Genomic DNA, 18,937 nt, shown 5'->3' with positions numbered 1-18,937 from the left:
CGCGAAGTTAGCTCCCGCGGCATGCAGAGCCTCTCCAGAAAAGCAGTTACTTGGAATGCTACAGATGGAAATCCGCCGTCCTGGATGAAAAAAACGCCGTACACCAGGCCGAATCAGCACGAGTAGAATCGACGCGAATCGTCTTGTCCATAATTTATTGACGGTGACTGTGGAAAATTTGTCGACGGGTCATCGACCCTAGATTTGAAGCGTCCTTTGGACCATTTCTGCCAGGTCCGGCGACAGCTCACCACCGCTGGCGATACGCTCGAGTTCCGCCCGCGCCAGGTGCCGGCGTCCGGGTTCAAGTATGGCCCAGGCACGAAAAGCCGTTGCCAGCCTCGCCGCTATCTGCGGGTTGATGCGATCAAGCGCCATCACCTGATCAGCGATGAAACGATACCCCGCCCCATCCTGCCGATTGAACTGGCTGGGATTGGAAAAAGCAAACGTCGACAGCAAAGCCCGCACCCGGTTTGGATTGGTCAGGCGGAAAGCCGGATGCCTGGTCAGCTCCTCGACCTGTCTCAATGTCTGTGTTTCGCCCACCATCGCCTGAACGGCGAGCCACTTATCAATGACCAGCGCGTCGCCCTTGTGCCGATCATAGAACGCCGCGAGCGCCTCGCTGCGCTGCCTGCAATCGTGCTGTGACAAGGCAATGAGGGCGCCATAAACCTCGGTCATCGTCTGGCCATCGCGGAACTGACGCTCCGCCATATCGAGTACATGTTCATCAGCCTGCGTGCATAGCAAATCGAGCAAGGCATTGCGCAAGGCTCGCCGCGCAGTTGCCGTTCCGCCCATTGACTGAACATCATCGGCGGGCAGGGCCGTGCAGCGCGTGATCAGCTGCTCTCGCAGAGATAAGCCGATGCGCCGACGCAGATCGCGTCTGGCGATATGGATGGCTTCAGGATCAATGTTGGTGCCGATCTCGCGGGCGATATCGCTCTCGCTTGGCAGCGTGAGCAGAAGGGCCAGGAACGCGTCGTCAGTGCCGCTGGCCTCGATCGCTTGTGCCAGAGCATGCAGGTAGGCCTTGACACCTGCGGCCTTGATCTGCCGGCCGCTCGCCGCTGCCGCCATCTGCCGCGTTGCCAACGTCTGACCTGCCTGCCAGCGATTGAAGCTGTCGCTGTCGTGGGTGAGCAGAAAAACGAGATCATCATCAGACAGCGAGACGTCAAGGCGAACGGGTGCCGAAAACCCTCTAAGAAGAGAGGGAACGGGCCGTTGCTCTATGCGATGGAAAGTCACCTTGCATGTCGCCTCATCAAGAATGATGACGTTACCGGCCATTGCGCCATCAGCGGTGTGCAACTCCATGTCCCGCCCCTGAGGGTCGAGCAGTCCGATATGGACGGGAATGGTCTGCGGCAAGGCGTTGTCCCCTGCTGCCGGCGACAAGGTCTGTTTGAAGGCCAGGGTCGCCGTTTGTGCCACCGCATCGTAAGCGATATCGACGGATACAACCGGCGTGCCAGCCTGCGCATACCAGCGCATGAAAGGCGCCAGATCGCGCCCGCTTGTCTCGGCAAAGCAGGTGATGAAATCTTCGACCGTCACCGCCTGCCCGTCATGGCGCTCGAAATAGAGGGTCATCCCGGTGGAGAAATGCTCCTCGCCAATCAGGGTGCGCAGCATACGGATGATCTCGGCGCCCTTTTCATAAACGGTGGCCGTATAGAAATTATTGATTTCCTTATAGGAATTGGGGCGCACTGGGTGAGCAAGCGGACCCTGATCCTCGACGAATTGCGCTGATCGCAGCCGCCGCACATCCATGATCCGCTTGACCGCAGGAGAGCGCATGGCGGCGGTGAATTCCTGGTCGCGAAAGACCGTCAAGCCCTCCTTCACGCACAGCTGGAACCAGTCGCGGCAGGTGATGCGGTTGCCTGTCCAGTTGTGGAAATATTCATGGCCGATGATCGCTTCAATATCGATGAAATCGCTGTCGGTCGCGCGCCTGGGATCGGCAAGCACATATTTGTCGTTGAAGATGTTGAGACCCTTGTTCTCCATCGCTCCCATGTTGAAATCGCTGACGGCGACCAGCATGAAGACATCGAGATCATATTCGCGCCCGAACGCCTGCTCGTCCCACGCCATCGCCCGCTTCAGGCTTTCCATCGCGAAAGCGCAGCGCTCCTCCTTCCCGTCCTCGACAAAGATATCAAGCCGGACCTCGCGCCCTGATCGCGTGAGGAAGGTGTCGCTCACCCGCGCCAGATTGCCCGCCACCAGCGCAAAGAGATAGGACGGCTTCGGCCACGGATCATCCCACAGCGCGAAGTGGCGTCCCTCGGCCAGATCCCCACTGGCAATCGGGTTGCCGTTTGCCAGAAGATAGCGCGTCTCGGATTTTCTTGCCTCGATCCGGGTGCGATAGCGCGCCAGCACATCAGGCCGATCGATGAAGGGCGTGATACGGCGAAAGCCTTCGGCCTCGCACTGCGTGCAGAACACGTCATTTGACAGATAAAGCCCGTTCAACGTCGTATTGGCCTCGGCGTCGACGACGTTCAGGAGATCGAGCGTGAAGGGCCTGTCCGGCACCTTGTGCAGGATCAGCTGTCTTGCCTCAACCACGATCTCATCGGCGCGCAACGCTCGCCCATCGAGCAGAATGCGCGCGGGCATGACATGGTCGCGGTGAAGGACCAACGGTGCGCCAGCCACCCCTTGCGGATGAGGCTTCACGCCAAGGCGGGCGAAGACTTCACTCGCCTTGCGTTCAAGGCGGATATCCAGATCAACACGGGCAATGAGATGATCGGGCGGGCGATAGTCGCTCAGTCGAATGGTCGGAGATGATTCGGGTGTGCTCATAGCCAAGAATTAGGCCGGTGTGATGGCAGCATCAAGGGCGCGCCGCGTCCCCGCGCCGGGGCTCAGCATGGCTCACAACCCTGACGATGCCCGGGTCGATGCGCCTGATATCATGCTCGAACGCATCGATGACCTGATGGACCTCGGCCACCGTGTGCTTGGGGTCCGCAAGGCAATGAAAATGAACCACCCGCCCCTTGGCTGTTTCGCGTACTCTGACGTCGTGGATGTCACCCAGCATCGGGTGCGCGCGCGCTGCCGCAGTGATCGCAGTGGCGAGAGAGGCGCGTTCTTCCTCCATCACATCGCGCCCCCTGATCCCGTGCGGATCAAGCGGCTCGATATGGGTTTCAACCTCGGTCTGCGCACCAAACTCATCGCGCAGCGCCGCCTCGAAGCGGCTGGCGATGACATGCGCCGCCTCAAGGCTCATGCGGCCATCGACCTCGATGTCGCAGGCGACCGCCAGATGCTCCTCGATCTGCTGGACCGTCACGTGATGGACCGGCACCCGGCGCGTTGCCGCAATCAGCAGCACCCGCTCCAGCAGGCTTTCGTCATCAAGCGCCCGCGGGTGGGTTGTCACCGTCATCTCGGCGCCGGGGATCTCTGCGCGAACCGCCGCGACGATCTGGCTTTTGACCTGCGCCACCTTGTCAAGCGGCAGCATGCGCGGCACCGCCACCGTGACATCGGCGAACAGCGTCGCGCCCACCTTGCGGGTGCGCACCTGTTCGACCTCGATGACACCGCGCACACTTTGTGCTGCCTGTCGCACGCTGTCGGCTGCCCCCGTTGGCGCGGCATCCATCAGCGCATCTATCGTCCGCTTGCCGAGCATCCAGGCGGCAATCGCGATCGTCATGCTGACAACCAGCGCTGCCAGCGCATCGCCTTGGGGAAAGCCGGCGCCCACAGCAACGAGCCCGACAATGACGAAAGCTGACGACCACATATCAGTCGAGAAGTGCAAGGCGTCCGCTTCCAGCGCATGGCTGTCGGTTTCCTTCGCGACCTTGTTCAGCGCGCGGGCACGGAAGAAGTCCACGATAATGGAGACGACGAGAACGCCGATGGCAAGCGGCGAGGCTTCGACATCGCTGGCGGCCCCGAACAACCGCCTTATCCCTTCATAGGCAACACCGGCGGCAAGTGCGATCAGCAGGCCGACCTCGACCAGAGCCGCGATGCTCTCGATCTTGCCATGGCCGAATTGATGGTCATCATCGGCGGGCTTGTCGCCAAAACGCACGGCGAGCCAGGTCATGATGGTTGCGGCGGTATCGATGAGCCCGTGCAGCGCTTCCGACAACAGCGCCAGCGACCCCGACAGAAGGGCCGCCACGAATTTGCCTATCGTCAGCGCGGCCGATGCGGCAATCGAGGTCAGCGCGATCCTTTCCTTCGCGCCGCTCATGATTTGGGCGCGGCCGCAAGGGCGCGGGTGACGAACTTGGCTGTCTGCTCGAAGGCACCCTGCAGGGCCTTGCCGTTTTCGGCGTCGCTGATATCGGCGAAGGCCGCAGCGATCGCCTCCGGAGTTACGGGGTCTCCGGGAAGCTGCAATCCCTCGCTCTCGATGATATGGGTCACGGCGAAGCCTCCCGCTCCTGCGGCAAGAATGACCCGCGAGGGCGCGTTCTCGCTCATCAGAAAGAGGACACCCGGCGTCACGGCTTCCGGCTTCAGCAGGCCAAGCGCCTCCTTCGGCATCAGCTCCTGCGTCATGCGGGTCGCCGCCACCGGCGCCAGTGCGTTGAGGCGGATATTGTATTTTGCTCCTTCAAGATGAAGCGTATTCATCAGGCCGATGAGTGCCGCCTTGGCAGCTGCGTAATTGGCCTGGCCGAAATTGCCGTAAAGGCCGGATGATGATGTGGTGAAGAGGATGCGCCCGTAATTTTGCGTGCGCATGGTCTCCCAGACCGCTTTCGTGCAATGAACCGCGCCCATGACATGGACATCCATGACGGTGCGGAAATCGCTCAACTCCATCTTGGCGAAACTCTTGTCGCGCAGGATGCCGGCATTGTTGACGAGAATATCGACGCGGCCATAGCGCGACAATGTTGTGGAGACCATCGCCTCGACCGCTGCCGCATCCGCCACATTACTGGCATCAGCAAAGGCCTCGCCACCGGCGGCGTTGATCTCGTCCGCGACGCGTTCCGCCGCGCGTGCCGAGCTGCCGCTGCCATCAAGCGCGCCGCCAAGATCGTTGACGACAACCTTGGCGCCCCGCGCCGCCAGACCCAGCGCGTGCGCTCGGCCAAGCCCGTTGCCAGCGCCGGTGACGATAGCGACGCGCTGGTCAAATCGAATACTCATCGTCGGCGTGCTCCACTGTTACTCAGCTTCTGGAAAAAGATTTTCGCCGATGCCAACCGCCAGACCGCCATCGATCGGCAGCACCGCCCCGGTGATATAGGCCCCGCCGCGCCCGCACAAATAGAGAAGGGCGCCGGCGATATCCTCGGGCGTCCCGATGCGCCCGAGCGGCACCACCTGCGCCACCTTCTCGCGGCGTTTTTCGTCCGCCGTGGCGAATGCCGTCATCTTGCTTGCAAAGGGGCCTGGAGCAAAGGCGTTGACCGTGATGTGCGCAGCGGCCAGCTCCTTGGCAAGGATGCGCGTGAGGTGGTGGACGGCTGCTTTGGATGCCGCGTAGGAATAGGCGCCATCACCGAGCGGCAGCGTCCCCATCACCGAGCCCAGATTGATCACACGCGCTGGCGTGTCTGGCGTGGCAGCAGCCCTCAGGAGCGGCAGCAGATCGCGGGTGAGGGTGAAGAGGCCGGCGACGTTGAGCGCCATGACGCTTTCCCAGGCCGCGAAGGGGAATGTTTCCATTGGCTCGCCCCAGCTGCGTCCGGCATTGTTGACGAGAATATCAAGCTGCGTCGCCCGGCTGCCCACCTCTGCTGCCAGCGCCTTGACGCCGGCGTCAGTCGCTACATCACCGGCAAAGCCTTCCGCCTTGCCCGGAGCCCCCAAGGCGTTGAGGCTGCTTGCGACCGCTTCGCACGCCGCACCCTTGCGTGATGCGATCATGACGCGCGCGCCCGCCCTGACTAGCGCCTCAGCACACATGCGTCCGATACCGCTCGCGCCGCCGGTGACGAGCGCTGTCTTGCCAGTCAGGCCAAAGAGGTTGTCGAGAAAGCTCATGCGAAACCGGCCATGGACGCGACGTCTCCTTTATCATTCGTTTCCGTCAGTCTCCCCGCCGGGCTTTGCTTGCGAAGAGGGTGGCGATCATCGACGCTGGAAGGCGGGCTAATTGCAGCGCTTGCCGATCAGTGGCGCTTGGCTGGAAAAGCGTCAAAGGACAAGCGTAATCTGGCTTTAGTCCAAAGCGCACTGTGTTGCCAGCACGATCGCCTTGCGATTCATGCTGCCGCCATCCCGAACTTGCTGATGTTCGTCTTCAGGCGGCGCGGATCTCGTCGAAGAAGGACGAGAGGGCCGATTGCAGACGCTGTTCCTGCCTCATGACACGATCAGAAACGGTAAGGACCGTGTCGGCAATGCTGCGGACTTGTCCGGCCGCCTCGTTGGACGCTGAAAGGCTCTGCGAAATCTGCCTGATCGCCGTCGAAACGTCCTGGATGTTGTGCGAAATTTCCTTTGTCGCCGTGTCCTGCTCCTCCACCACGCCGGAGATGGCGGTTGCCGCCTCGCTGATGGTCGTGATGACGGTCGTGATCGTGGCGATGTCTTTCACCGAAGCGCCGGCGGAGCGCTGGATAAGCTCGATCTGACTGCGGATGTCGTCAGTGGCCTTGGCAGTCTGCTGCGCCAGGGTCTTGACCTCGGAGGCGACGATGGCAAAACCCTTGCCCATCTCGCCTGCCCGCGCCGCCTCGATGGTGGCGTTGAGAGCCAGCAGATTGGTCTGGCCGGCGATATCGCTGATCAGGCTCACCACGGCGCCGATATCATTGGCGACCTTCTGCAGGTTCTGCATCGTCTGATTGGCGTGTTCGGTCTGCGTCACCGCATCGCCGGTGATGCGTACCGATTCACTTGCCCGCCGGGTGATTTCGGCGAGCGTCACCGACATTTCTTCGGTAGCACCTGCCACGCCCTGGATGTTGGCAGCGCTTTCCTCCGAGGCTGAGGCGACAGTTGTCAGCTGCGCCGCCGATGTATCAGCCGCGCCTGAAAGGGTTTTGGCCGTGGCGGCAAGGTCAGTCGCCGTGCCGCTGATCTCTTCCAGCATGCCGGTGAAGCGCGACCCGAAATCGCCGATGATGGCGTCGACCTTTGTCTGGCGCTTCTGCCGGTCGGCAAGCATTGCCTCCTGATAGACCGAAATGGCGATATCCATGTCGAGCATGACCGCAGCGGTCACCGCGCGCATCAGATTGTGACGTGTACGCCCACCCCAACCCGCCCGCCGCATCACCAGACCGGCCAGTTCACCCAGGATCAGATTATAGCCACCGATATACCAGCGCGGTTCAAGCCCGATCCGATTGTGGATGGTGCCGATGGTGCGCACGCTGGTGACGTAAGCGTCGTCGAATGTCCCGCTGAACAGCTTTTCCCAATGCGATCCCTGTGCGCTCTTGAGACGCGGCACATCGTTGCCGACAAGCTTCGCCAGATAGGGTTCAGACGTCACATGCGCGTAGAACTTGTCGAGAATGGTCGGCAGTGCCTTGTGAACATGCGGCCAGAACCGGCGCAGCGCCTCCCGACTTTCAGCGTCGATCTTCATGAAATTCAGACGTGAGGATAAATCTGTATCCTGAGTAGAATTTTTTGCGTAAGTCATAGTTATTCCTTATGTAACTACTAAATTACATTCAGATTGTTCGGGATAAATTATCGTATGGTAAATTTTTTATTCGCCGGCGTGAAATAATCGCCAAATTACCGGCTTTTCAGGATGCCCGGCAACGTACGGTAACTGGGTGAAGTTCCATTGCGCCGACGCTTCGCTGGTCCCGTTCAACGGCGCGGTTAGGGTTGCATTGGCTGTGCCAGCCACCGGAACCTCCGCGAACTTCTCTGTCGAGGAAGTATCCGACCTATCAAGGACCATTCTGCTCTTTCATCGATCTGTGACGATCCGCGTCACCAGCAAGTCTCAGCCCAGATGGCCGCTCTTGATATAGAACGTGCAGCCCTCGCGCGTTGACAGACTGGCGCAATCGCCCGCCGGCAGGCGCAACCAGCTTCCGCCGGGATAAGCACTGGCGCCATCGTAAAGCATGCCCTCGATGATCAGAATCTCCGTCCCGCCCTGATCTTTTGCTGGCTCATAGCGGCTGCCGGCGCCAAGGCGGATCATGGCCACTCGCTCGTGATCGTGATGATGGAGCGGCAGGATATGATCACCCTCCTTGCTGCCATTCTGCCACGCGGCTGTCGTCGTATCGACGACAAGCTGTTTGCGATCATCTGGCGCGAACTGACGCAGTTTTACAAATATCATGCAGCCTTCGGTGCTGAAGGGCGCGTGGTGTGAGCCTGGCGGATTGCGCACATAGGTGCCGGCGGGATAGGCGCCATGCTCGTCGCAAAAGACGCCGGCAAGGACCAGAAATTCCTCGCCCATCGCGTGGTCGTGCGATGAGAATCGCGAGCCCCTGGCGTAGCGCACGATGGTCGTTGCGCGGGCCACTTCGCCGCCCTCGCGATCGAGCATCAATCGGGTCACGCCCGGCAGGGGCGAGGCGACGAAGGGTTCGTCACCCGGCCGGACCACGGCGCGCAAGTGGTATTCAGCACGGATCTGCATCAAGCGCTCCTGTTCATCTGGTCGAGTTGCGTGTCTTCTACGCCGTGGGCATCGGTGGGCCAAGCCGAATCCCGGCAGCGCCCGATCAATGATCGAAAACAAGCCGCGCCTTGAGGCGAGGAATGACAAATTCGAGAAACGCTTTGAGTTTCTGCGCGACCAGCCGTCCGCTGGGGTAGATAAAGCTGACTGGCAAGGGGTCTGGTTCGTTCTGGCGAAGCACGAGGCGCAGCCTGCCCTCGCCAATCGCCTGCGCCACCTGATAGCATAGCAGTCTTGTAATGCCGATGCCGGAGATCGCCGCGTGAACAGCCGCCTCGGCGGTGGTTGCGGCCAGGCGTGATTTGACCGGCAGCCGCACGATGCGATCCTTGTTGCGAAAAATCCACTCGCGCGATGTGCCAAAGGCCGTAAACGTCACGCAGACATGGTCCGCCATTTCGTTGAGCTGGGTTGGTTCACCAAATTCACCGAGATAGTCGGGGCTCGCGCAAACCACATGGCGCACCGCGCCAATTTTCGCGGCGATGAGGCCACTGTCTTCGAGATGACCGATGCGCAGCGCCACATCGATATGTTCGTCAACCAGGCTGACAATGTGGTCACTCAGCCGCAGATCGATATCGATATCAGGATAGGCCGCCAGGAACTCGGTCAGGATCGGCATCAGATGGATATTGCCAAGTCCGGTTGGTGCCGAGACGACCAGTTCTCCGCGCGGTGCGCGATATTCGCCAGCCGCCAGCCGCTTGGCTTCATCCAGGTCCTCCAGCACGCGCCGACACGTCGACAGATATTGCGCGCCGATCTCGGTCAGCACGACCTTGCGCGTGGTGCGCGTCAGCAATTGCGCGCCGAGTTCTCCTTCAAGATCGCTGACACGCCGGCTGATCGTCGCCAGCGGCACCCGCAGCCGGCGCGAGGCGGCCGAGAACCCGCCTTCATCGGCGACCGCGACAAAGGTTGAAATGGCTTCCAGCTGGTCCATAGGATTGTTCCATTTTATGAGATTATCTTTCCTGATTTTAGCAGATACTCATCAGTCTCGGAAGGGTGCATATCACCGCTCGTCGGGCTCGCCGAGCCTGAAACAAGTCCTGGTTTCGCTTCTCAGACCTAAGTTTCAACCAAAGGAAAACGCCCATGACCCGCATTGCCACCCCCGCCTCGATCGAAGCTTCTCCCGCTGCGTCCCAGCCTTTGCTGCAAGCCGTCACCAAGCAGCTGGGTTCGGCCCCGAACATCTTCCGCGTCCTGGGCAACAGCCCCGCCGCCCTCGAAGGCTTCCTCGGCCTCAATGGCGCGCTCGGCAAGGGCAAGCTTGACGGCAAGACCCGTGAGCGCATTGCGCTTGCCGTTGCCGAAATCAATGGCTGCGGCTACTGCCTGTCGGCCCACACCTATCTGGGCAAGAACCTCGCCAAGCTGGACGATGCCGAGATCACGGCAAACCGTAACGGCGCCTCGAATGATCCCAAGGCCGATGCCGCTGTGCGCTTTGCCGCCAAGATCGTGCGCGAGCGCGGCCATGTCTCGGATGCCGACGTCAGCGCGGTGAAGGCCGCCGGCTACGGCGATGACGAGATCGTCGAGATCGTCGCCCATGTCGCCCTCAACACGCTGACCAATTACATCAATGAAGTAGCCAAGACCGACATCGACTTCCCGAAGGTCGAGCTGCGCAAGGTTGCGTGAGCTTGCGGCGGCGGATCGGCACACAAATGCTCTGCCGCACTTAATCGTTGACGACAGGCGACCGCGTTTGCGCGCGGTCGCTTTTCGTGCAAGATCATTGATGACTGCGCTTGCGGCGCCGGTGCGGAAAATTCCCCAGCCCGTCGCCATGTCGCCACACCTGACAGGGGAAGCGGGCACCTTCTTTCGCCAGTTCGCCATGCAGGTCAAGACGCTCATCCCAGAGCCTCACCAGTAATGGATTTGGTACGGCTTGCGGCCGCAGCCCATGCAGCAGATAGGCTGCGCGCAGAGGTTGAACTTCGCGCGCCAGAAGGCCCATGGCCAGAGCGGTCGAGCGGCTCAGGCCTTGCAGGCAGTGGATGAGGACGCAAGCCTCCTGTGGCACGGCGTCAATGAAGGTCAGAACCGCATCAAGATGCGCGTTGGTGGGTGCGCCAGGGTGCGAGGCATCCGTGACATCCTCGAATTCCAGCACGAGATGGCGCTCGGCTGGAAACGGCGGGCCACGATAGGGCCGCTCCCGCTGCTTGATGCTGACAAGGTGCGTCGGCTGCCAGAGGTCGACATACTGGCGCGCTTCATATTGCCCACAGATGCGCATCCTGCAGGGCCATCCAAGCGGGTGATGGTGGGCATGGTCGATCAACGCTTCCATCATACCCGTATCCTCTCGCTGCATCATGACGCCGCCGGTGGTATTGAATCACGGCAAGTGCAGTGTTTGAAGTCGAAATTCATGAATTTCGTACCGCTGCGGATTCTCGCGCTGTACTTGACCGCCAGCCCAACGTGATCAGGCGATATCCTTGCCAAGCATCGGCAATTTTGCGTTATGACATGCAAGAACGCGTAATCGGGCAGAGGCGTCATATGTTCCTGATCAACACCCGCAAGGCACAGGCGCCGCTGCCAAGGCCACATCTTCTCTTGGCTCTGGGGCACGAGGGCAGGGCGCAGGCCTCGCGTTTTCTGCTTTCCTGCCCGCGCCATCGCCCGACGCCCCTGCACGCTCTGCCAGCTTTGGCCGCGCGGCTCGGCCTCGCGTCTCTCCACGTGAAGGATGAAGGCTATCGCCTCGGTCTCACCAGCTTCAAGGCGTTGGGCGGCGCCTATGCGGTGATGCGCCTTGTCGCCGATGAAGCGGCGAGGAGGTGGGGTCGGACCGTCGATCCGGCGGAAATGCAATCACCTGCCATGCGCGCGATCGCTGCCGGCATGACGATGGTGTGCGCCACGGATGGCAATCACGGGCGCGCGGTCGCCGCCGGCGCGCGTCTTGTTGGTTGCCGCTCCATCATCTTTATGCATGAAGGCGTGAGCGAACCTCGCGCCGCCGCAATCGCCGCCTTCGGGGGCGAGATCGTCCGCGTCGCCGGCAGCTATGATGACTCAGTTGTCGAGGCGGCGCGCCAGGCCAGCCGCCATGGCTGGACGGTCGTCTCCGATACATCGTGGGAGGGCTATGAGGATATTCCCCTCACCGTCATGCAGGGCTACACAGTGACAGCGGGCGAAGCGTTCGAGGAATTGCCGCAACCACCGACTCATATTTTCATTCAGGCCGGTGTGGGCGGTGTCGCTGCGGCGGTCACGGCCCACGCCCTGGCGGTTTACGGGCAGGCGATGCCGAAGATCGTCATTGTCGAGCCGGAGCGCGCCGCCTGTCTGCTGGCAAGCGCTGAGGCAGGCCGCGTCACCACGGTGGCGCACGGATTGCCAACCGTGATGGCAATGCTCGAATGCGCCGAACCATCGCCGCTTGCTTTCGAGGTCGTGCAATCCCTTGCAGAGGGTTTTGTTGCCGTTAGTGAAGACAGTGCGATCGTCGCGATGAATGAGTTTGCCCGGCCAGCAGAAAGCGATTGCACGATCATTGCCGGGGAAAGCGGGGCGGCGGGTCTTGCGGGCCTGATGACCTGCCTTGATGATGAGACCGCGCGCACCGTGCTTGAACTGGGGCACACCGCGCGCGTGCTTCTTTTCAATACCGAGGGCGCAACCGATGCGGCGCTTTACGAGAAGCTCACCGGCATCGATCCCGCACGAATTCCCCGCACCGGCCCGTCATCGACTGCAGTTGGGCCGTTATAGTGTTGATGGCCGGCAAGATCAGCGCACCGGCGCCCTTCAGTCTTCGGGTGCGGTCTATCGCACCAGCTTTTGTCGATGCGAAACGTTTTTCTGTGGCGGTCAGCCGTTTGTTTTGGCGGCAACCATCGGATGGCGCTCGCCGCTGCTGGTGAGCGGCAGGTGGCGGAAGGCTGACACAACCTCGATCGAGAAACGCACATCGTCGACGCCAAAACCCTTGCCGGCGAGGACGTCCTCATAGGAGCGGGTGTGGAGGTCGGTGAAACCTTCTGAAAATTCGATCTCCTCCCCATCGACCGTGATCGAGCGATAGGTAGGCTTTGATCCGCGAACGGCCGCCGGCAGATCATCACGGTCAACCGACAGGAACCACCGCACATCCGCCTTTTCATACTGCAGGAAGCCGCCAGCCCGGCTATCCTCGCGCAGATGCGCCTGCTGGCCTTGGAGAGGGCCGAAGACGAAGGCCAGCATATCAAAAAAATGCACACCGATATTGGTGGCCACACCGCCGGATTTGGCGTTTTCGCCCTTCCATGAGGCGTGGTACCAGCGCCCGCGCGACGTTATGTAGGTCAGATCAACCGCATGGCGGCGACCAGATGCGGCGATCCTGTCGCGCAGCGCCAGAATAGCCGGATGCAGCCGCAATTGCAGGATCGTGTAGATCTTGCCACCCGTTTCGGCCTCGACTTTGGCAAGCCCGTCAATGTCCTGCGGATTCAGTACCAGCGGCTTTTCACAAATGACATGCGCGCCCGCACGCAGTCCAAAGCGGATATGGACGTCATGGAGATAGTTAGGCGAGCAGATGCTGACATAATCAATCGCCGCACCCTCGCGGCGCAGCTGGTCGACATGATGGTCGAAGCGTTCGAATTCGGTAAAGAAATAAGCGTGGGGGAAATGACTGTCGATGACGCCAACCGAGTCGTTGGGATCATAGGCAACTTTGAGGTCGCCGCCGACGGCTTTGATAGCGCGCATGTGACGAGGGGCGATGTAACCGGCTGCGCCGATCAAAGCATAATTGGTCATTTTGGATAACCTGACAAACCCGGCCCGACATCAGGCCTTGATGATATGATCCCCGCTGACACCGGCGCGCGCGCAGGCATTTCGCGTATCGATAACAAGTCTGGCGCTCGCGGCCAGGGCGGCATAATCGATCGCATCGTGATCGGTGGCGATGAGCACAGCGTCGAAATCTTTGATGAGATGATCATTAAGCTCAATCGACTGCCGCCCGGCGAGAGCCGCATGCTCTCGCGTTTTCGGTATAACCGGAACATAGGGGTCGTGAAAAGCGGTCGTGGCACCGCGTTGTTCCAGGAGTTCGATCAGTCGCAGTGACGGGCTCTCGCGCATATCTGCAATGTTCTTCTTGTAGGCGATACCCATGACAAGAACGCGCGAAACGCTGAGCCCCTTGCCAAAGGTCCGGTCCAGTGCCTCGCCAACCTTGTCGACGACGTAAAGGGGCATGCTCGTATTGATTTGCCCGGCCAATTCGATGAAGCGGGTCGTGACGTCGAATTCGCGCGCTTTCCATGTCAGATAGAAGGGATCGATGGGGATGCAATGTCCCCCAAGTCCGGGCCCTGGATAAAACGGCATGAAGCCGAAGGGTTTGGTCTTGGCAGCGTCAATCACTTCCCAGATATCGATGCCCATTTTCTCGTAGATGACCTTCAGTTCATTGACGAGGGCGATATTGACCGCCCTGAAAATATTCTCCGTGAGCTTGACGGCTTCAGCCGTTGCCGATGAGGATACCGGCACGGTCTGGACCACCAGCGCGTCATAAACGGCGCAGGCCAGCCGCAGGGCGTCGGCACCATCGCCGCCGACAATCTTGGGGATGGTTGAAGTGGTGAACGTCTGATTGCCGGGATCCTCGCGCTCGGGCGAATAGGCGAGAAAAAAATCGGTACCGCTTTTAAGCCCGCTGCGCTCCAGCAAGGGGCGCATCACCTCTTCGGTTGTCCCCGGCCAGGTCGTTGATTCAAGGACTACCAGCTGATCCCTGTGCAAGCGCGGTGCAATGGAATTCGCCGTGCTCTCGACAAAGCTGAGATCAGGCTCGCGTTGCCGCGACAGCGGGGTTGGAACGGCAATGATGATGGCGTCGACTTCACTCAGTCGGGCGAAGTCGGCGGTAGCGCAGAACCGCCCCGCCTTGACCGCATCGTTGATCAGCTCGGTCGGGATGTGCGGGATAAAGCTTTGACCGCGATTGATCTGGGCAACCCGGTTGTCATCGATATCAAACCCAAGGATCGGGAATCCTGCCTTGACTGCGCTGAGCGCGAGCGGAATTCCGACATACCCCAGACCAATGATGCCGATTGTATAGTCACGCGATGCAATACGCGCGATGAGCCTGGAAACGCGTTCCTCGATAACCGGCGTCATGAGGTAAATCCTTGATAAGATAGCAAGCTATTGATGTTTTTATCAGAAAATCAAAGGCGCTCGACCTTGCCATTTTAATGAGCTGATGTGAGCGGACGGGACCCGGCTTTACAGCCGATGACAAATCGAGTCGATTGATTTGTTGGAACGCCGTCGCAGTCTTTGCCGTCTGTCGTTGCATTGTCACGGAGCAGACAGGGTGTGGTTTTATCTGCAAGGCATAACGGCCGCTGTGACGATCATGGACCATCAGTCGTGCATCCATGCAAGGTGGATGCGCGACAGGCTTCGAGCGCTGGAACTTGTCTGGCTTAAGTGACTTATGTCCTTCGATGCCGAAATTCTGTCGCGTTTGCGTTTGCCTTCACCATCGCCTGTGGCATGGGCGTCGTCGCGGGCGTGGTCATGAGCTGCCAGTTCGGCACCAATCGGGCTGTCTTTTCGGATGTTGCCGGCAGTGTGCCGGGGCCGTTGCTGGCCTATGAGGTACTGACCGCCTTCTTTCTCGAAGCCACCTTCCTTGGCATCATGCTGTTTGCCTTGGCATCATGCTGTTTGGCTGGCAGCGCGTCGGGCCGACGACGCATTTCGTCGCCGCCGTTTGCGTTGCCTTCGGCACGGCGACATCGGCTTTCTGGATTTTATCGGCCTATTCATGGATGCAGACGCTGGCGGGGCTTGCCTCGGAAAATGGGCGTCCGGATGTCACAACGTCAGGAAAATCTCAGTGATGTGTCTGGCAGATTGAGCTTGCGAGCGGCGCTCCCCGGAGCCAGTCATCAAGACTGTTCAGATTATTCAGGCACCATGTCGCAAGTGCGGCATGAAACCGCCGGCTTCGTATACATGAAGCCGGCGGCTCACAGATTGGATCAGAAGCCGAAAAGCTCGCGCGGTGTCTTGTCCACGATCTTCGACCAGTTGTCATTGGCCTTGGCAGCATTGCCTGCCGGATCCTTCAGGAAGCCGTCCAGGGCTGCCTTGTAGGAGAAGACAGCGAGCTTGCCATCGGCAACCCGGAAGATGGTCGGATCGCCATCCAGCTTCTTGCCGCCTGCGGCCCCCTGCTGGCAGAAACCGCCATAGAGCGGGGCATACTTGACCGGGTCAGCCTTGAATGCCTTGAGGTTTTCTTCTGATGAAAAGCGATAGATCGCCCCTTCATGTTCAGCAGAAAACTTTTCCTGACCCAGCACCGGCTTGCCAACGGTTTGGTAGGCGACCGGATCATGGCTCTGAAGCGCTACTCTGGAAGATGTCACGTTGACCGCAGCCTTTGACGTAATGTCATATGCCTGCGCCGAAATCAGACTACCGGCCATAAAGGGAGCAATCGAAACCACCGCAGCAATGCTCGCGCCACGAAGCAGGCGCGACAGGGATTGCGAAAGAACTGACATGGATTTTCTCCGACGGATTGGGTTCCCCGGCTTTAACAGGGGCATGACCGACGTTTTATCGATCTGCATTCCGTCATTCGCCCTGGCCGATGCAAAGGTTACAGCTCGAAATTCCTTTTTTTGAAACCTGCCTCACCTACCAGCGAAGCAGGCGTGGCCCCGCCAGCGCACCCATACCCGCAGACAGCATGATGCCAAGGCTGTACCAGAGGGCCACAAAGCCGATTGCGTCTTCCTCGCACGTCAGGGCATAGCCGGCAGCCGCGAGCGAGCCTGCGAGAAGCCCGGCTGCAAACCCGGCCCAGCGCAGATCGGTTGGCGCAAAGCGCCGTGTCAGCCGCAAGAGACTGATCAGTGTCGGGAGCGAAAGCACAGGAATGGCCCAGGGGCAGGTCAGTGCAAATTTCCCGAGGATGTAGGGCAGTTTTTCGCCGACAGGAACATTGAGAACCGAAACCGTGCCGATATCTGCCATGGTCAGGACGACCATGACAATGATGCGGAAGGCCGGAGCGGCGCGTTTACCGGGAAAAGCCAGCATATTCAGGCACCAGGCGCTGCTTGCCGCCAGCGCCAGGGCATAGGCAAGCTTTGTCCAGAGCGCCGCGCCGGTCCACATGGCCTGCGGCACGAATTCACGCAGGCCAAGCGAAACGGCGGCGCAAAAAATCATGCCCGAACATGCGATCAGCGCCAGATCGCGGCCAATGAACACTCTGCGGGCGGGTCCGGCGCCTGAGGCGAGACCCGCAATCAATGTGTTGGTATTCATTGCTGTGTCCTGACCATCACCATGAGCTGTTTCAGTCCGCGATGCACCTGCACCTTGAGGGCGGAAACGGAGACGCCGCTCCGTCTGGATGCTTCCGACATGGACAGGCCTTCGAGCCTGGTGAGCACAATCGCCCGTCGCTGTGGCGCGGGCAGGGTATCAAGAAGAACGCGAATGTCCTGGCCGGCAGCGACATCCACGCCCGTTTCGTAAACAAGCAGGTCATCATCCGTCACATCGAGCGGCTGATGCAGGGCTTCGCGCCGCCCATGCCGCCGCCAGAAATCGACGAGCTTGTAGCCGGCAATCGCAAACACCCAGTTCGACACCGGCAAGACCGGATCATGGGTACCGCGCTTGGCGTGCAAGGCGAGCAGCGTTTCCTGCACAAGATCCTCCGTTTCGTCGGACAGCGAAGACAACCGACGTCTGAAATAGCTTCTCAGGCGCCCGGCAATGAGATGCAAGGCCTGGGCATAGGCTGCCTCGTCCCCCGACTGGGCCCGCACCCACAAAGGGCGCAACGCGGCTGCGAAGCGATCAACCTTGTCCATTGCTGCATTCGCCCTGTGAGAGCGTCCGGTTACAGGCCGCCGGAAAGAACGCTGCGTTCTCCGATGCCGTCGGGCGGAAAAACACGCTCAACCTGTCACGCTCCGAACCCTGTCATGCTCCGCACCCGCATCCAGACCTGCCCGCCACATCCGCGCTTGGAAACCGGCTACATGTCCGGTCCAAGACGGCCATAGTGAGCCCGATCGGGCCGGGCTTTACCAATCACGAACACCCGGCCCGCAGGCACATTGCCGTTATCGGCGGGCAAGACATGTTTCGCGGGAAGACTGTGGCAGTCTTTCAGCCGGCAAGCTGATACGGTTTGATGTGTTCGATCTGCGGCTTCAGTCTTTCGGACGTTGTCAGGAGATCATACCGTGCCTGAAGGTTCATCCAGAACTCAGCAGTCACGCTGAACGCCTTTGCAAGGCGAATGGCGGTATCGGGCGTCATGGATGCCTTCTCCTTTATGATCCGTTCGATCCTCTGCCGGTCAATACCAAGGCGCTTGCCGAGGCTGTAGGATGTCAGGTTGAGCGGCACCATGAATTCCTCGCGAAGGACTTCGCCGGGGTGCATCGGTGCCAATGTAACTGTCGCCATGGTTTCGATCCCTCCTAATGATAGTCCAGTATCTCGACGTCGGTGGCGTCCTGGCCGTTCCAGCGAAAGATCACGCGCCATTGGTCGTTGATCGAGATGGCTTAGAACCCGGCGAAGTCGCCCGTCAAAGCGTGCAGGCGATTGCCGGGCGGGTTTCTCAGGTCGTCAAGGACAGTCGCGGCGTTCAGCATCTCCAGCTTGCGGCGCGCGCGCTTCTGAATATCCTGCGGGAAGCCCTTATCGAAGGTTCCGCTGAAGGCGACTTCAGTGCGCTTGTCGGCAAAGCTTTTGATCACTCTCAAAGAGTAGCGCTTAGCGCTACGAAAGACAATACCTGCAGGGCCTCGTGATGCAGGCGAGCGCCTTGGATTCCTTTTCGACTGCGGTCGGTCCATTGGGGTTGAACACAGACATTTCCCCCCCACACACACTCCCCCACCCCGCCCAATCGATGGCGTCAGCACTTCTCTCTGTCACCAAAACACCCCGATGCTGACGCTTGGCGCTGCCCAGACCATACTTGCCCCGGCGCGGGCGACCGCGCGCAAGGCCAAGATGAAGCTGCTGGTCCTGGCAGATGTAAGGCAGGCGCCGATCTGGCCGGGCATAGAAGGCCTGTGTCAGCCGCTCAGGCTGCCTGGACGGCTCCAAGAAACTCCTCGATCATGCCCTTCAGTTTTGCCGACCCTTCGGTCAGCACCTTCGAGGCGGCGAGGACTTCGCCGGACGCTGACCCCGTCTGGCCGGCGGCCTGCTGAACACCCACGATATTGCGGCTGAGTTCGGTCGTGCCGGCGGTTGCCTGGTCGACATTGTGCG

17 protein-coding genes and 2 pseudogenes are annotated in these 18,937 nt (G+C 60.3%); 3 read left to right on the top strand and 16 right to left on the bottom strand.

All coding sequences use genetic code 11. The features are described 5' to 3' along the window. Window positions 1–198: 198 nt before the first annotated feature. The 7 genes from pepN to ACINK1_RS00065 form a co-directional block, all read right to left on the bottom strand. Window positions 199–2,835 carry an aminopeptidase N gene (pepN, locus tag ACINK1_RS00095; RefSeq protein ID WP_376799702.1) on the bottom strand — a complete coding sequence of 879 codons (2,637 nt, stop codon included), beginning with the start codon at window positions 2,833–2,835 and terminating at the stop codon, window positions 199–201. A 31-nt stretch (window positions 2,836–2,866) separates the two neighbouring features. Further along, complete coding sequence (locus ACINK1_RS00090) at window positions 2,867–4,252, bottom strand: cation diffusion facilitator family transporter (RefSeq protein WP_376799703.1); 1,386 nt, start codon at window positions 4,250–4,252, stop codon at window positions 2,867–2,869. Then, the gene (locus ACINK1_RS00085; protein ID WP_376799704.1) at window positions 4,249–5,163 is read right to left on the bottom strand and encodes an SDR family NAD(P)-dependent oxidoreductase; all 915 of its coding nucleotides are present in this window, start codon (window positions 5,161–5,163) and stop codon (window positions 4,249–4,251) included. Before ACINK1_RS00085 ends, ACINK1_RS00090 begins: the two co-directional genes overlap by 4 nt. An 18-nt stretch (window positions 5,164–5,181) precedes the next feature. Beyond that, window positions 5,182–6,003, bottom strand: coding sequence for an SDR family oxidoreductase (locus ACINK1_RS00080; protein WP_376799705.1), 822 nt, complete (start codon window positions 6,001–6,003; stop codon window positions 5,182–5,184). A 259-nt stretch (window positions 6,004–6,262) separates the two neighbouring features. After that, window positions 6,263–7,615 (bottom strand): protoglobin domain-containing protein, encoded by a 1,353-nt coding sequence (locus ACINK1_RS00075; protein WP_376799706.1) that lies wholly within the window; start codon window positions 7,613–7,615, stop codon window positions 6,263–6,265. A 315-nt stretch (window positions 7,616–7,930) separates the two neighbouring features. After that, window positions 7,931–8,584: a cupin domain-containing protein gene (locus ACINK1_RS00070; RefSeq protein WP_376799707.1), complete on the bottom strand. Its 654-nt coding sequence runs from the start codon at window positions 8,582–8,584 to the stop codon at window positions 7,931–7,933. 85 nt (window positions 8,585–8,669) lie between these two features. After that, a complete protein-coding gene (locus ACINK1_RS00065; RefSeq protein WP_376799708.1) occupies window positions 8,670–9,572 on the bottom strand; it encodes a LysR substrate-binding domain-containing protein in 903 nt (300 codons plus the stop codon). Between the two features lie 155 nt (window positions 9,573–9,727). On the opposite strand from ACINK1_RS00065, the gene ACINK1_RS00060 reads away from it, so the two are divergent. After that, a complete protein-coding gene (locus tag ACINK1_RS00060) occupies window positions 9,728–10,279 on the top strand; it encodes a carboxymuconolactone decarboxylase family protein (RefSeq protein WP_376799709.1) in 552 nt (183 codons plus the stop codon). A gap of 94 nt (window positions 10,280–10,373) precedes the next feature. Here ACINK1_RS00060 and ACINK1_RS00055 read toward each other — a convergent pair whose 3' ends face one another. Beyond that, the gene (locus tag ACINK1_RS00055; RefSeq protein WP_376799710.1) at window positions 10,374–10,964 is read right to left on the bottom strand and encodes a phosphatase; all 591 of its coding nucleotides are present in this window, start codon (window positions 10,962–10,964) and stop codon (window positions 10,374–10,376) included. A gap of 188 nt (window positions 10,965–11,152) precedes the next feature. On the opposite strand from ACINK1_RS00055, the gene ACINK1_RS00050 reads away from it, so the two are divergent. Beyond that, window positions 11,153–12,373, top strand: coding sequence for a diaminopropionate ammonia-lyase (locus tag ACINK1_RS00050; protein WP_376799711.1), 1,221 nt, complete (start codon window positions 11,153–11,155; stop codon window positions 12,371–12,373). A 99-nt stretch (window positions 12,374–12,472) separates the two neighbouring features. On the opposite strand, the gene ACINK1_RS00045 is transcribed toward ACINK1_RS00050, so the two are convergent. Together ACINK1_RS00045 and ACINK1_RS00040 are read right to left on the bottom strand one after the other, a co-directional pair. Continuing rightward, on the bottom strand, window positions 12,473–13,411 hold the full coding sequence (locus tag ACINK1_RS00045) for a Gfo/Idh/MocA family protein (RefSeq protein ID WP_376799712.1): 939 nt from the start codon (window positions 13,409–13,411) through the stop codon (window positions 12,473–12,475). A gap of 30 nt (window positions 13,412–13,441) precedes the next feature. Then, a complete protein-coding gene (locus ACINK1_RS00040; RefSeq protein ID WP_376799713.1) occupies window positions 13,442–14,788 on the bottom strand; it encodes a nucleotide sugar dehydrogenase in 1,347 nt (448 codons plus the stop codon). A 363-nt stretch (window positions 14,789–15,151) separates the two neighbouring features. Between ACINK1_RS00040 and ACINK1_RS00035 the strand changes: the two are divergent. Beyond that, window positions 15,152–15,471, top strand: a pseudogene (locus ACINK1_RS00035) (cytochrome ubiquinol oxidase subunit I); the annotation flags it as partial. Between the two features lie 189 nt (window positions 15,472–15,660). On the opposite strand, the gene ACINK1_RS00030 reads toward ACINK1_RS00035, so the two are convergent. The 6 genes and pseudogenes from ACINK1_RS00030 to ACINK1_RS00005 all read right to left on the bottom strand — a co-directional run. Further along, window positions 15,661–16,188 carry a YHS domain-containing (seleno)protein gene (locus tag ACINK1_RS00030; protein WP_376799714.1) on the bottom strand — a complete coding sequence of 176 codons (528 nt, stop codon included), beginning with the start codon at window positions 16,186–16,188 and terminating at the stop codon, window positions 15,661–15,663. Between the two features lie 136 nt (window positions 16,189–16,324). Then, window positions 16,325–16,960, bottom strand: coding sequence for a DUF1109 domain-containing protein (locus tag ACINK1_RS00025; protein WP_376799715.1), 636 nt, complete (start codon window positions 16,958–16,960; stop codon window positions 16,325–16,327). Further along, on the bottom strand, window positions 16,957–17,514 hold the full coding sequence (locus ACINK1_RS00020; RefSeq protein WP_376799716.1) for a sigma-70 family RNA polymerase sigma factor: 558 nt from the start codon (window positions 17,512–17,514) through the stop codon (window positions 16,957–16,959). Before ACINK1_RS00020 ends, ACINK1_RS00025 begins: the two co-directional genes overlap by 4 nt. 301 nt (window positions 17,515–17,815) lie before the next feature. Next, window positions 17,816–18,118, bottom strand: a complete 303-nt coding sequence (locus tag ACINK1_RS00015) for a HigA family addiction module antitoxin (protein ID WP_376799717.1) — start codon at window positions 18,116–18,118, stop codon at window positions 17,816–17,818. 101 nt (window positions 18,119–18,219) lie between these two features. Then, on the bottom strand, window positions 18,220–18,414 hold the full coding sequence (locus ACINK1_RS00010) for a type II toxin-antitoxin system RelE/ParE family toxin (protein WP_376799718.1): 195 nt from the start codon (window positions 18,412–18,414) through the stop codon (window positions 18,220–18,222). 332 nt (window positions 18,415–18,746) lie between these two features. Then, window positions 18,747–18,937, bottom strand: a pseudogene (locus tag ACINK1_RS00005) (methyl-accepting chemotaxis protein); the annotation flags it as partial.

It is taken from the genome of Raskinella chloraquaticus (SeqCode), from assembly GCF_021731865.1.
Classification (GTDB): Bacteria; Pseudomonadota; Alphaproteobacteria; order Rhizobiales; family UBA4765; genus Raskinella; species Raskinella chloraquaticus.
Note: the sequence above shows the minus strand (reverse complement) of the source record. Positions and strands in the feature narration are given on the sequence as shown.

Excerpts from the sequence above, each read along its gene's own strand:
- pepN (WP_376799702.1), bottom strand. The coding sequence starts at position 2,835 with ATGAGCACACCCGAATCATCTCCGACCATTCGACTGAGCGACTATCGC.
- ACINK1_RS00090 (WP_376799703.1), bottom strand. The coding sequence starts at position 4,252 with ATGAGCGGCGCGAAGGAAAGGATCGCGCTGACCTCGATTGCCGCATCG.
- ACINK1_RS00085 (WP_376799704.1), bottom strand. The coding sequence starts at position 5,163 with ATGAGTATTCGATTTGACCAGCGCGTCGCTATCGTCACCGGCGCTGGC.
- ACINK1_RS00080 (WP_376799705.1), bottom strand. The coding sequence starts at position 6,003 with ATGAGCTTTCTCGACAACCTCTTTGGCCTGACTGGCAAGACAGCGCTC.
- ACINK1_RS00075 (WP_376799706.1), bottom strand. The coding sequence starts at position 7,615 with ATGACTTACGCAAAAAATTCTACTCAGGATACAGATTTATCCTCACGT.
- ACINK1_RS00070 (WP_376799707.1), bottom strand. The coding sequence starts at position 8,584 with ATGCAGATCCGTGCTGAATACCACTTGCGCGCCGTGGTCCGGCCGGGT.
- ACINK1_RS00065 (WP_376799708.1), bottom strand. The coding sequence starts at position 9,572 with ATGGACCAGCTGGAAGCCATTTCAACCTTTGTCGCGGTCGCCGATGAA.
- ACINK1_RS00060 (WP_376799709.1), top strand. The coding sequence starts at position 9,728 with ATGACCCGCATTGCCACCCCCGCCTCGATCGAAGCTTCTCCCGCTGCG.
- ACINK1_RS00055 (WP_376799710.1), bottom strand. The coding sequence starts at position 10,964 with ATGATGCAGCGAGAGGATACGGGTATGATGGAAGCGTTGATCGACCAT.
- ACINK1_RS00050 (WP_376799711.1), top strand. The coding sequence starts at position 11,153 with ATGTTCCTGATCAACACCCGCAAGGCACAGGCGCCGCTGCCAAGGCCA.
- ACINK1_RS00045 (WP_376799712.1), bottom strand. The coding sequence starts at position 13,411 with ATGACCAATTATGCTTTGATCGGCGCAGCCGGTTACATCGCCCCTCGT.
- ACINK1_RS00040 (WP_376799713.1), bottom strand. The coding sequence starts at position 14,788 with ATGACGCCGGTTATCGAGGAACGCGTTTCCAGGCTCATCGCGCGTATT.
- ACINK1_RS00030 (WP_376799714.1), bottom strand. The coding sequence starts at position 16,188 with ATGTCAGTTCTTTCGCAATCCCTGTCGCGCCTGCTTCGTGGCGCGAGC.
- ACINK1_RS00025 (WP_376799715.1), bottom strand. The coding sequence starts at position 16,960 with ATGAATACCAACACATTGATTGCGGGTCTCGCCTCAGGCGCCGGACCC.
- ACINK1_RS00020 (WP_376799716.1), bottom strand. The coding sequence starts at position 17,514 with ATGGACAAGGTTGATCGCTTCGCAGCCGCGTTGCGCCCTTTGTGGGTG.
- ACINK1_RS00015 (WP_376799717.1), bottom strand. The coding sequence starts at position 18,118 with ATGGCGACAGTTACATTGGCACCGATGCACCCCGGCGAAGTCCTTCGC.